We start from the raw sequence: 11853 nt of genomic DNA on the forward strand, positions 1-11853 counted from the left end.
AAACGACGTGATGGCGGGCCACAGAGGGCGGTTCGGTCAGCTTGAGCCTGAGACGCTCAGGGGACGATGAAGGCTTGCTCCAGCCCCCCCTGGCGCACTTTCTCCAGGGTGGCGGCCTGCTGGTCGGCAGGCACGGGGCCGATCAGCACCCGGAAGATGGCACCATGGGCGTCCACCCGATAGGGCAGGCCGTGACGCTGGGTCATCACCTTGCCCATCGCCTCCGCCCGTGCCTGCGAGCCGCTGGCCAGCACCTGGATCATCTTACCCTCGCCGCTGCTGGCGGGCGCCGCCGTCTTGGCCGCTGCCGGTTTGGCGGGTTTGGTGACCGGCGCCTTGACGGGGGCCGGCTCTTCTGCCGCCGGCGTGGCCATGGCCAGCTCGGTGGGTTGGCCGACGAAGCCGTCCTGAGCGACGGGGGCCGTGGCGGCCGGGGTGGTCGGCGTCATCTCGATGGGCTTCATGGGGGCCATGAGCACCATCTGATCCGGGGTGTCGTTGATGAGTTCGAGCCGCACCCGCGCCTCGCCCCCTTCCACCATCCCCAGCTGCTTGGCGGCGGCATGGGAGAGGTCGATCAGCCGATCGCTGCCGAAGGGGCCGCGATCGTTGACCCGCACTATGGTCTCCTGTCCGTTGTCCAGGTTGGTGACCCGCACATAGCTTGGCAGCGGCAGGTTGCGGTGGGCGGCGCTGAACAGCTTGCTGTCCTGCACGTCGCCGTTGGCGGTCTTCTGGCCGTCCAGATCCTGGGAGAGCCAGCTGGCTGTGCCTTCTTCGCTGTAGTGCTTGATGTCGCGCCACACCTCGTTCTTCTGCTTGCCTATCCAGTAGTCACGGTTGCCGCTGGCGCTCAGGGGCTCGGGACGCGGGATGGCGCCGGTGGCCTGCGGGATCTCGATGACCTGGGGTTTTTCCGGCTGGACCGGTTCGGGAGGCGGGGGAAGCTGTTCCGGCTGGCTGCTACAGGCGGCCAGCAACAAGGTCAGGCTGAGCGGGAGAAGTTTGTGGCTGTAATGCATACGCGTCCTGGATTGCTTGACTGAGTTGATGCACCGCCATCGCATAGAGCGGGCTGCGGTTATAGCGGGTGATCACGTAAAAATTGTGGCGCGCGACCCAGTATTCCGGTCCATCGGCCTGTTCCAATGCCAGCAGTTTCACCGGCGTGTCGGGTGCCAGCGGGGTGGCGAGTTCAATGCCCGCGGCGGCCAGCTCGGCCCAGGTCTGGGTCAGCTCGGGGGCAGGCCCCAGCAGGGTACCCACTGGCGCCAGTCCGATCAAGGCGGGTTCGACCGCCGACTCCCCCCAGCGCCACTGATGCTCGGCAAAATAGTTGGCGACGCTGCCGATGGCATCCACCGGATTGGCGAACAGATCGCGCTTGCCGTCGCCGTCGAAGTCGACCGCGTAGTGGCGATAGCTGGAGGGCATGAACTGACCCATCCCCATGGCACCGGCATAGGAGCCCTTGAGAAGGGTGAGCGGCCACTTCTCTTCCCGGGCAAGCAGCACCAGCTGGGCAAACTCCTTGGCGAAGAAGTCGGCCCGCTCGGGGTAGTGGAAGCCCAGGGTGTAGAGGCTGTCGAGTACCGGATGACGGCCCATCTGGCGGCCGTAGAAGGTCTCGATGCCGATGATGGCGACGATGAGGGAGGCCGGCACCTGATAGGTCTGCTCGGCCCGCGCCAGGGTGGCGGCGTGGCGTTGCCAGAAGCTGACCCCGTCCCGGATCCGCTCCGGGGTGATGAACAGCGGCCGGTAGCGATGCCAGGGTTTGGCCTCCCAGGGGCGGCTGATGGTGTCGAGCACCTCCTGGCGCAGGCTAGCCTGGGCGGTGGCGGCCTGCAACTCGGCCAGCGGCACCTGCTGCTGCTCGGCGAGCCGGGCAAGCCCGGGGGGCTCGACGGCCGCGGCTGCGGCCTGGGCAACGAGCGAGAGCAGCAAACCGGCCAGTCGCATCAGGCCAGTAACCTTCTGTGGGTTTGGATGGACATCAGGATGCCGAAGCCGGCCATCAGGGTCACCATGGAGGTGCCGCCGTAGCTCACCAGCGGCAGGGGGACCCCCACCACGGGCAGGATACCGCTCACCATCCCCATGTTGACGAACACATAAACAAAGAAGGTGAGGGTCAGGGCACCGCCCAGCAGACGTTCGAAGCTGTTCTGGGCCTGCATGGAGATAAACAGGCAGCGGCTGATGATGTAGAGGTAGATCACCAGCAGGAGGGCGACCCCCACCAGGCCGAACTCCTCGCTGAACACCGCGAAGATAAAGTCGGTGTGGCGCTCGGGCAGAAACTCGAGCTGGGACTGGGTGCCCTGCAGCCAGCCCTTGCCGAACACGCCGCCGGAGCCGATGGCGATCTTGGACTGGATGATGTGGTAGCCACGGCCGAGCGGATCCTTCTCCGGGTCTAGCAGCATCAGCACCCGCTGGCGCTGGTAGTCGTGCATCAGGAAGAACCAGAGCACCGGCATGAAGGCGCAGATGAGCAGCACCGCGAGGCCGATGAGCCACCAGCTGATCCCCGCCAGAAAGATCACGAAGAAGCCGGAGGCGGCTACCAGGATGGAGGTGCCAAGGTCGGGCTGGGCCGCGATCAGCAGGGTGGGCAGCAGCACCATGATGAGGCTCAGCACCAGGTGGCTGAACTTGGGCGGCAGCGAATGACGACTGAGCCAGGCGGCCACCATGATGGGCATGGAGAGCTTCATCACCTCGGAGGGCTGGAACTTCATGAAGCCGAGGTCCAGCCAGCGCTGGGCCCCCTTGCCGATGTGGCCGAACACGTCCACCGCGATGAGCAGCAGCACCACCACCGCAAACAGGGGCACCGACCAGCGGGCATAGAGAGAAGGTGGCAGCTGGGCCATGCCGATCATCAGGGCGAACGCCAGTCCGCCGCGCACCAGCTGGCGCACGATGGAGTCGACGTCCTGACCGGAGGCGGAGTAGAGCACCACCATGGAGAGGGACATCAGGGTCAGCAGGCCGAGCAGCAGCGGCAAGTCGATATGCAGCTTGTACCAGATGCTCTGCTGGCGAGCGGAGTTACTCATGAGAGGCAACCTCTTCGGATTGGGGCTTCTTGGCCGGTGCCGGCGGCAGCTGGGGCTCCGGCGGCAGCAGATAGGCATCCAGCATGTTGCGGGCGACCGGCGCCGCCATGGCGCTGCCGCCCCCGGCGTTCTCCAGCACCAGGGCGACTACCGCCTTGGGTGCTTCGAACGGGGCGAACGAGACGAACAGGGCGTTGTCGCGATGCTCCACCTTGGTGGTGGCCGCGTTGTAGACCTGGTTCTCCTTGAGGCCCACCACCTGGGCGGTGCCGGACTTGCCCGCCGCCTTGTAGGGGGTGTTGGCAAAGGCGCGTCGACCGGTTCCTTCGTGGCCGTTGATGACCCGCCACATGCCGTCCTTGGCCACCTGCCAGTAGCTGTCGCTCTTGGTCTGGATGGCCATGTTCGGGTTGATGGGGGCGTTGACCACGCCATCGATGGAGGCGGTGCTCTTGAGCAGGTGCGGCGTCACGTCGTGGCCGTTCTGGGTCAGGATGCTGATGGCCTTGGCCAGCTGGATCGGGGTGGCGCTCCAGTAGCCCTGGCCGATGCCGATGGAGATGGTGTCACCCTGATACCAGGGCTGGCGCCAGCGGGCCATCTTCCAGTCGCGGGACGGCATGACCCCCTTGGTCTCTTCGTAGATGTCGACACCGCTGTACTGACCGAAGCCGAACCTGGTCATGTAGCTGTTGATCTTGTCGATGCCGACCCGGTAGGCGAGATCGTAGAAGTAGGTATCCGCCGACACCTCGATGGCGCGATAGACGTCGAGCCAGCCGTGGCCCCAGCGGCGCCAGTCGCGAAACTTCTTGGTGGTGCCCGGGATGGAAAAGCTGGGGCCGCCGAAGTAGCGGTAGTTGGGGGTGATGGCCCCCTCGTTGAGCCCCATCACCGCCATCATGGGCTTGACGGTGGAGGCGGGGGCATAGATGCCCTGGGTGGTGCGGTTCACCAGCGGCCGGGCCGGATCGTTGAGCAGCGCCGAGTAGTTGGCGCTGGAGATGCCGGTCACGAACAGGTTGGGGTCATAGCTCGGGCTCGACTCCATGGCCAGGAGGGCGCCGGTATTGGGATCCATCATCACGATGGCGCCGCGGCGGCCGGCCAGCAGCTGCTGGGCCTTGAGCTGCAGGCGGATGTCGATGTTGAGGTAGATGTCCTTGCCGGGCTCGGGCGGCTGGAATTTCAGGGTGCGCACCACCCGGCCGCGGTTGTTCACCTCGACCTCCTGGTAGCCCGCCACGCCGTGCAGCTGATCCTCGTAGTACTTCTCCACCCCCTGCTTGCCGATATCCTTGGTGGCGGCATAGTTGGCGAGCTTGTCCTCCTTGTCGAGGCGCTCCACGTCGCGGGTGTTGATCTTGGCCACGTAACCCAGCGCATGGGTCAGGGTGTCGCCAAACGGGTAATAGCGCTTGAGGTAGGCCTCGATGCTGGCACCCGGGTAGTTGTGCTGGTTGACCGAGAAGAGAGCGACCTGATACTCGGTCAGCTTCTCGTACAGGGCGACCGGCTTGAAGCGGCGCTGGCGTTTCACCTCGGCCAGGAACTTCTCCTTGGTCCCCTCCGGCAGCTTCAGCAGGGCGATCAGCTCGTCGGCGGTCTTCTCCAGATCCTTGGTCTCTTCCGGCACTATCTCCAGGCTGTAGACAGGGCGGTTTTCCGCCAGCAGCACGCCGTTGGTGTCATAGATGAGGCCGCGCGGCGGCGCCACCGGCACGACGCGTATGCGGTTGTCGTTGGAACGGGTCTGGTAGGTGTCGTAAGACTCTACTTGCAGGTAGTAGAGATTGCCCAGCAGCACCAGCATCAGCACTATCATGCCAACGTAGGCGACCAGGGTTCGTCGGAAGAAGAGGCGACCCTCGGCGCTGTGGTCGCGCATTTCGATGCGAGTCTTCAGCATGCCGCTACCTTATGACTGTCGAGCAGGTGAGAAACGGGGTGCAGATGTGCATGCTCACGCTCTGTGATTCGGGTTTGAGAGGGGAATGCTTGGATAGTGCATGGCTCACTCTCTGTGATACGGGTATGTGAGGGTGATGCTGGAATAACGCATGGTTCACTCTCTGTGATACGGATGATTGGTTGTGATGCTCCAGGCGCGATAGAGGCTCTCGGCCACCAGCACCCGCACCAGCGGATGGGGCAGGGTCAGCGGCGACAGCGACCAGCTCTGCTCGGCGGCAGCCTTGCATTCGGGGGAGAGCCCTTCCGGGCCGCCCACCAGCAGGGCCACGTCGCGGCCATCGAGCTTCCAGGCTTCCAGTTGCACGGCCAGCTGCTCGGTAGTCCAGGGTTTGCCGGGGATGTCCAGGGTCACGATGCGCGAGCGGCCAGCGGCAGCCAGCATGGCTTCCCCCTCTTTTTGCAGAATGCGGGGAATGTCGGCATTTTTACCACGTTTTCCGGCGCCGATCTCGACAAGTTCGAATGGCATGTCTTTGGGGAAACGGCGGCGATACTCTTCGAAGCCATGCTCTACCCAGGCGGGCATCTTGGTGCCCACCGCAATCAACTGGATTTTCATCGGTCGTTACACTTGTGCTCGTTTATTGCGCATTCACCTGAGCGGTGTTGCTCCAGAGTTTTTCCAGCTGATAGAAATCGCGATGCTCATCCTGCATCACGTGCACGATGACGGAGCCCAGATCCACCAGCACCCACTCGCCGGTGAGCTGGCCTTCCACGCTCAGCAGATCGAGCCCGGCATGGCGAGCTTCGCTGGCCAGATGGTGGGCGATGGCGCTGACGTGACGGCTGGAGTTGCCGGAGCAGATGATCATGGTGTCGGTGATGCTGGATTTGCCGCGCACATCGAGGGTGATGATGTCGCGGCCTTTCATGTCATCGATCTTGTCGACGATAAAGGCATGCAGTTCTTGGCCTTGCAATGAGTCTCTCCTGTATTCCGGCGCGCTTTCACGGCGTGAGGGCGGCGGATTATATCATGGTCACTCCCGTTTCCCAGTCCGGTGAAGGGGAGTGGAACAGGGGCCGTGCCCGCTCGGAAAACGGCCCCCTGTTGATCACTATAGTGCGCGATCCGCGTCGGACAACCACCCCGGCAAACCGGGTTCAGGCCGGTCGATAGAGCCCCTGCTGGCGGATGTACTCCGCCACCGATGGCGGCAGCAGATAGCGGGGATCCGCTCCCGCCGCCAAGCGCTCTCTGAGCCGGGTGGCCGACAGCTCGACGGGCAGGTTGTCCGCCAGCCAGATGCGGCCGTGGCGCAGCCGGTGCAGCTCCGCCACTTCGCGGGTCTGGTGACGGGCCAGCAGCGCGACCACGTCGGCCGGGTAATCCGGCTGCCAGCCGGGACGGGTGCTCACCACCAGGTGGGCGTAGTCGAGCAGCTCCTGCCAGCGATGCCAGCTTGGCAGGCTCAGCAGGGAGTCCATCCCCATCAGAAAGCAGAGCGGGGTGTCCGGCAGCTCGCTCCTCAGCTCGATCAGCGTGTCGATGGTCCAGGAGGGGGTGTCGCGCTTGAGCTCCCGCTCATCCACCACGAAGCCCGGGTTTTCCGCCGCCGCCAGGGCAACCATGGCCAGACGCTGCTCGCTCGAGCAGAAGGGGCTGGCGCGGTGGGGCGGGATATGGTTCGGCAGCAGACGTACTTCGGCCAGACCAATGGCGTCGCGGGCCTCGATGGCCGGGCGCAGATGGCCGATGTGGATGGGATCGAAGGTCCCCCCCAGGATGCCGATGGGCGGCTGCAGCATGAGTTCCCCGCCGGTGATGGCCGGGATGTCGACGGGCTGGCTCATGCGTCAGATCCCGCCAGCGGCAAGGGGGTACCATCGCGAAAACCGAGGGCGACGGTCTGCAGCATCAGCCAGGCTTGGTCGGTATCGAAGCGACGCTGGGCGTCGTCGAGGCGGGCCATCAGCTGCCACAACTGCTGCAACTTGGCGAAGGGGAGCCGGGTCAGCGCCTGCTGAATAAGCTGCTGGCGGCTCTGCCAGATGCGCAGGCGGCTGAAATGCTCCACCAGCGGCTGACCGGCGCGGGCCGCCAGCGCCAGTTCGGTGAGTTGCTCTAGCTCGCGACAGAGAGACCAGGCCAGCATGCCGGGCTCGGTGCCCTCGGCGCGCAGGGCCAGCAGGATGCGCTGGGCCCGGTTCACCTTTCCTTCCAGCAGGGTGTCGATGAGCTGGAACGGGGTGAAGTGGGCGTGGCGGATGATGGTCTCCTGCAGATAGGCGACGCTGATGGGCTGGGGCGGCGAGAGCAGGGTCAGCTTCTCGATCTCCTGGCTGGCGGCCAGCAGGTTGCCCTCGTAGGAGTGGCACATGAAGTTGACCGCATCCGGCAGCGCCTTGAGGCCGAAGCGCTGGAAGCGGGCGCTCATCCAGCGCGGGAAGAAGCGGGGCTCGGGGTGGTTGACCGGCACATAGGTGCCGCTCTGGCTCAGCTTGTCGAACCAGGCTGCCTTCATCTGGGTCTGGTTGAGGCGATTACCACTCAGGACCAGCAGCAGGTCGGGGTGCAGCTGCTTGCCGATCTCGCTGATGCGGGCGGCCAGATCCTTGTCGACCTTGGCCGGCAGCTCCAGCTCGATGATCTGGCGGGCCGAGAACAGGCTCATGGCCTGGCAGGCATCGTAGACCTGATTCCAGTCCAGCCCCTGTTCCACCACGAAGCTGTGACGCTCATCGAAGCCCTGTTTGCGCGCCACCTGGCGCACGGCATCGATCGCTTCCAGCTTGAGCAAGGGCTCGTCCCCAAAAATGAGATAGCAGGGCTTGAGCCCTGCCTTGAGATGATCCGCAAACTGCTCGGGATAGACTCTCATCAACACACTCTCATCAGGATGGGCGCATCAGAATTTGACCTGACTGAGCTGGCGGATCACCAGGTTGGCGGCCTGCTCCTGCATCTCCTTGCCGAGCTGCTCCTGCTCGCGGGAGGAGGCGAGCGCCGCGTCCGGCTTGTTCAGGAAGCTGCGGTTGAAGGCGATGGGGAAGACCTGGGTCGGTTTGCCCGGCATGGAGACGGTGAACTGGGTGTTGTAGCCCAGCACGTACTCACGGGCCTGGCCGATGGAGTCGACGGAGGCGACCTGACTGGTGCTGCCGACGCCGGACAGGGTCAGCACCGGAATGCCCTCCTTGTCGGCGAGTTCGACGCCAGCGGCCTTGAGGCGGGTGGTGACCAGCCGGTAGAAGTCGCTCTTGTTGTCACCGACCACCTTCATGGTCATCAACTCGGGCGGGATGGCGGTGCCGCGCATCTGGAAGCCGCAAGCCTGCAGCAGCAGACCGGTCAGCAGGATGGCCATCCAGCGGGTGAGGGTGGTGCCCATAGAAAATCCTCTTTGCATGAAGTGAAGAGCGGCGGGCGCAGGGCCCGCCGTTATCATCCGTTTGCTGTGACCGCTTGGCAACCGCTCCGTTGGCGACGCAGTTGCGTCGACCCGAACCGGTCCCCGGTTGCCAGTAAGCGATATGGCATCAGTTGGCTACGATGTTGAGCAGCTTGCCCGGCACGTAGATCACCTTGCGTACGGTCAGGCCGTCGGTGAACTTCTGCACGGAGGCATCGGCCATGGCCAGCTTCTCGACGTCGGCCTGGCTGATCTCGGCCGGCACGGTCAGCTTGCCGCGCATCTTGCCGTTGATCTGCACCACTACCAGCTTCTCGGTCTCGACCATGGCTGCCTCGTCGGCCACCGGCCAGGCTGCGTGATCGATGTCGTCGCCCTTGCCCAGCATCTTCCACAGCTCGAAGCCGATATGCGGGGTGATGGGGTAGAGCATGACCACCACCGCTTCCAGCGCTTCCTGCATCAGGGCGCGATCCTGGGCGTCGCTGCCCAGCTTGGCCAGGTTGTTCATCAGCTCCATGATGGCGGCGATGGCGGTGTTGAAGGTCTGACGGCGACCCACGTCGTCGCTCACCTTGGCGATGGTCTTGTGCAGCTCGCGGCGCACGGCTTTCTGGTCGCTGGTGAGGGCGGCCAGATCCAGAGCGGCAACGGCGCCACCAGAGACGTGCTCGAAGGTGATGCGCCACAGGCGGCGCAGGAAGCGCTGGGCACCCTCTACGCCGGAGTCGGACCACTCCAGGGTCATCTCGGCCGGGGAGGCGAACATCATGAACAGACGGACGGTATCGGCGCCGTAACGCTCCACCATCAGCTGCGGGTCGATGCCGTTGTTCTTGGACTTGGACATCTTGGTCATGCCGGAGTGCATCACTTCACGGCCTTCGAGGTCGACCGCCTTGGTGATGCGGCCCTTGTCGTCGCGCTCAACCTTGACGTCGAGCGGGCTGACCCAGACGTTGCCGCCCTTCTCGTCCTTGTAGTAGAAGGCGTCAGCCAGCACCATGCCCTGGCAGAGCAGGCGCTTGAACGGCTCGTCGCTGTTCACCAGGCCCGCATCACGCAGCAGCTTGTGGAAGAAGCGGGCGTAGAGCAGGTGCATACAGGCGTGCTCGATGCCGCCGATGTACTGGTCCACCGGCAGCCAGTGGTTGGCAGCAGCCGGATCCAGCATGCCCTTGTCGTAGTCCGGGGAGCAGTAACGGGCGTAGTACCAGGAGGACTCCATGAAGGTGTCAAAAGTGTCAGTTTCCCGGAACGCTTCCTGACCGTTGTAGGTGGTCTTGGCCCACTCGGCGTCGGCCTTGATCGGGCTCTGGATGCCATCCATCACCACGTCTTCCGGCAGCAGCACCGGCAGCTGATCTTCCGGGGTCGGCACGACGGTGCCGTCGGCCAGGGTCAGCATCGGGATGGGGGCGCCCCAATAGCGCTGACGGGAGACACCCCAGTCGCGCAGACGGTAGTTGACGGTGCGCTTGCCGTGGCCCAGCGTTTCCAGCTTGTTGGCGATGGCATCGAAAGCGCCCTGGAAGTCGAGGCCGTCGAACTCGCCGGAGTTGAACAGCACACCCTTCTCGGCGTAGGCGGCTTCGATCACGTTCGGCGCTTCACCATCGGCCTGCTTGATGACCGGCTTGATCTCGAGGCCGTACTTGGTGGCGAATTCGTGGTCACGCAGGTCGTGACCCGGTACTGCCATCACGGCGCCGGTGCCGTAGTTCATCAGCACGAAGTTGGCGACCCAGACCGGCACCTTGCGGCCATCCAGCGGGTGAATGGCGTAGAGGCCGGTGGCCATGCCCTTTTTCTCCATGGTGGCGAGCTCGGCTTCGGCCACCTTGGTGTTCTTGCACTCTTCGATAAAGGCGGCCAGCTCCGGATTGCTTTCGGCAGCCTGCAGCGCCAGCGGGTGGCCGGCGGCGATGCCCACATAGGTCACGCCCATGAAGGTGTCCGGACGGGTAGTGTAGACCTCAAGATGCTCAGTTTGACCGTCGATGGCGAAGCTGATGTTGACCCCTTCGGAGCGGCCAATCCAGTTGCGCTGCATGGTCTTGACCATCTCAGGCCAACCTTCCAGGTTGTCGATGTCGTTGAGCAGCTCTTCGGCGTAGTCGGTGATCTTGATGAACCACTGGGGGATCTCTTTCTGCTCCACCGGGGTATCGCAGCGCCAGCAGCAGTTGTCGACCACCTGCTCGTTGGCCAGCACCGTCATGTCGTTCGGGCACCAGTTGACGGAGGAGGTCTTCTTGTAGACCAGGCCCTTCTCGTAGAGCTTGGTGAAGAACCACTGCTCCCAGCGGTAGTAGTCCGGCTTGCAGGTGGCCAGCTCGCGATCCCAGTCATAGCCCAGACCCAGCATCTTCAGCTGGTTCTTCATGTATTCGATGTTTTCGTAGGTCCAGGGGGCCGGCGCCGTGTTGTTCTTGATGGCGGCGTTTTCCGCCGGCAGGCCGAAGGCGTCCCAACCGATGGGTTGCAGCACGTTCTTGCCATTGAGGCGTTGATAACGGGAGATCACATCACCTATGGTGTAGTTGCGAACGTGCCCCATGTGTAGACGACCAGACGGATAGGGGAACATGGAGAGGCAGTAGAACTTTTCCTTGTCTACTTTCTCCACCGCCTTGAAGGTTTTCTTGGCATCCCAGTGCTTTTGCACTGCTGGTTCTATGGATTGGGGAACGTATTGCTCTTGCATTGGTGACATCCGGATCTGTGAAATGGATAGATAAATCAGCTGGGAAATCGCAATAGAATACCCATATCCTGCGGCGGCAACAACCGCCAGCGTCCCTCGGGCCTTAAGCCGGGCTCGATCAGGGTTCAGTAGAGGAGTAACGGCCATGGACAAACGTCAAAAAGGGTACGAAGCCTTCATTGCCGAACTGCAAAAGCAGTGGCAAGAGACAGAACAGTTCCAGGGGGAGCGCCTCAACCGGATGATCGCCAAGGTACAGGCCTATCTGGAGGCGGCCGGGGATCTGACCCAGGACGAGCTGGCGCTGATCGCCGAGTATGTGAAGCGGGATCTGGGCAACTATGACGAGGGGCGCAAGGATGAGCAGGTGGAGGAGTCCGCCTTCATGCTGGCGCTCAAAGACACCGCCTGGTCCTGGCTGGCGGACGTGACCGACCGCACCCAGGTGGAGTGGCAGGAGCTGGCGGACGAGCTGGAGCACAAGGGGGTCTACCGGGCCGGCGACTGGGTGGGGCTCGGGGTCTTGGTGTGCGATCACTGCGAGTGGCGCCATACCGTGCTGCACCCGGAGCAGCTAGGCACCTGTCCCGAGTGCGGGGCCGATGAGTATCACCGTGAGCCGCTCTCGCCCTGAGAACCTGTCCACACTCTTACTGCGAGGCCGTGATCAAGGCTCATGTACTGCTCGCTTGTTTGTAACCGAGAGTTCTCACGTATATCTATACGCTCCGGTTCCTGCGCTGCTCTTTAC

At 63.7% G+C, this 11853-nt stretch carries 11 protein-coding genes; 1 reads left to right on the forward strand and 10 read right to left on the reverse strand.

What is annotated here, in order from left to right; translation table 11 throughout:
- Positions 1 to 56: 56 nt before the first annotated feature.
- The 10 genes from AB5Y95_RS12950 to leuS form a co-directional block, all read right to left on the reverse strand.
- Positions 57 to 1022 (reverse strand): septal ring lytic transglycosylase RlpA family protein, encoded by a 966-nt coding sequence (locus AB5Y95_RS12950; RefSeq protein WP_201898933.1) that lies wholly within the window; start codon positions 1020 to 1022, stop codon positions 57 to 59.
- A complete protein-coding gene (mltB, locus tag AB5Y95_RS12955; protein ID WP_368161285.1) occupies positions 964 to 1962 on the reverse strand; it encodes a lytic murein transglycosylase B in 999 nt (332 codons plus the stop codon). The genes AB5Y95_RS12950 and mltB overlap by 59 nt, the downstream gene beginning before the upstream one ends.
- On the reverse strand, positions 1962 to 3065 hold the full coding sequence (gene rodA, locus AB5Y95_RS12960) for a rod shape-determining protein RodA (RefSeq protein WP_005298235.1): 1104 nt from the start codon (positions 3063 to 3065) through the stop codon (positions 1962 to 1964). Before rodA ends, mltB begins: the two co-directional genes overlap by 1 nt.
- On the reverse strand, positions 3058 to 4974 hold the full coding sequence (mrdA, locus tag AB5Y95_RS12965; RefSeq protein WP_017765125.1) for a penicillin-binding protein 2: 1917 nt from the start codon (positions 4972 to 4974) through the stop codon (positions 3058 to 3060). The genes rodA and mrdA overlap by 8 nt, the downstream gene beginning before the upstream one ends.
- Positions 4975 to 5130: 156 nt before the next feature.
- Complete coding sequence (rlmH, locus tag AB5Y95_RS12970; RefSeq protein ID WP_005298242.1) at positions 5131 to 5598, reverse strand: 23S rRNA (pseudouridine(1915)-N(3))-methyltransferase RlmH; 468 nt, start codon at positions 5596 to 5598, stop codon at positions 5131 to 5133.
- Between the two features lie 22 nt (positions 5599 to 5620).
- Entirely contained in the window at positions 5621 to 5962 is a 342-nt protein-coding gene (gene rsfS / locus AB5Y95_RS12975; protein WP_005298244.1) for a ribosome silencing factor, read from the reverse strand.
- 184 nt (positions 5963 to 6146) lie between these two features.
- Positions 6147 to 6791 carry a nicotinate-nucleotide adenylyltransferase gene (nadD, locus tag AB5Y95_RS12980; protein WP_065017042.1) on the reverse strand — a complete coding sequence of 215 codons (645 nt, stop codon included), beginning with the start codon at positions 6789 to 6791 and terminating at the stop codon, positions 6147 to 6149.
- A gap of 41 nt (positions 6792 to 6832) precedes the next feature.
- The gene (gene holA, locus AB5Y95_RS12985; protein WP_065016805.1) at positions 6833 to 7864 is read right to left on the reverse strand and encodes a DNA polymerase III subunit delta; all 1032 of its coding nucleotides are present in this window, start codon (positions 7862 to 7864) and stop codon (positions 6833 to 6835) included.
- 27 nt (positions 7865 to 7891) lie between these two features.
- Positions 7892 to 8374, reverse strand: coding sequence for an LPS assembly lipoprotein LptE (lptE, locus tag AB5Y95_RS12990; RefSeq protein WP_005298250.1), 483 nt, complete (start codon positions 8372 to 8374; stop codon positions 7892 to 7894).
- 148 nt (positions 8375 to 8522) lie between these two features.
- On the reverse strand, positions 8523 to 11102 hold the full coding sequence (gene leuS / locus AB5Y95_RS12995; protein WP_010633152.1) for a leucine--tRNA ligase: 2580 nt from the start codon (positions 11100 to 11102) through the stop codon (positions 8523 to 8525).
- Positions 11103 to 11247: 145 nt separating this feature from the next.
- On the opposite strand from leuS, the gene AB5Y95_RS13000 reads away from it, so the two are divergent.
- Complete coding sequence (locus AB5Y95_RS13000; RefSeq protein ID WP_005298255.1) at positions 11248 to 11736, forward strand: zinc ribbon-containing protein; 489 nt, start codon at positions 11248 to 11250, stop codon at positions 11734 to 11736.
- Positions 11737 to 11853: the final 117 nt, after the last annotated feature.

It is taken from the genome of Aeromonas sp. R5-3 (assembly GCF_040908225.1).
In the GTDB taxonomy this organism is placed as follows: domain Bacteria; phylum Pseudomonadota; class Gammaproteobacteria; order Enterobacterales; family Aeromonadaceae; genus Aeromonas; species Aeromonas dhakensis.

Coding starts and splice junctions, on each gene's coding strand:
- mltB (WP_368161285.1), bottom strand. CDS start 1,962: ATGCGACTGGCCGGTTTGCTGCTCTCGCTCGTTGCCCAGGCCGCAGCC.
- AB5Y95_RS13000 (WP_005298255.1), top strand. CDS start 11,248: ATGGACAAACGTCAAAAAGGGTACGAAGCCTTCATTGCCGAACTGCAA.
- mrdA (WP_017765125.1), bottom strand. CDS start 4,974: ATGCTGAAGACTCGCATCGAAATGCGCGACCACAGCGCCGAGGGTCGC.
- rlmH (WP_005298242.1), bottom strand. CDS start 5,598: ATGAAAATCCAGTTGATTGCGGTGGGCACCAAGATGCCCGCCTGGGTA.
- holA (WP_065016805.1), bottom strand. CDS start 7,864: ATGAGAGTCTATCCCGAGCAGTTTGCGGATCATCTCAAGGCAGGGCTC.
- lptE (WP_005298250.1), bottom strand. CDS start 8,374: ATGGGCACCACCCTCACCCGCTGGATGGCCATCCTGCTGACCGGTCTG.
- AB5Y95_RS12950 (WP_201898933.1), bottom strand. CDS start 1,022: ATGCATTACAGCCACAAACTTCTCCCGCTCAGCCTGACCTTGTTGCTG.
- rodA (WP_005298235.1), bottom strand. CDS start 3,065: ATGAGTAACTCCGCTCGCCAGCAGAGCATCTGGTACAAGCTGCATATC.
- nadD (WP_065017042.1), bottom strand. CDS start 6,791: ATGCTGCAGCCGCCCATCGGCATCCTGGGGGGGACCTTCGATCCCATC.
- leuS (WP_010633152.1), bottom strand. CDS start 11,102: ATGCAAGAGCAATACGTTCCCCAATCCATAGAACCAGCAGTGCAAAAG.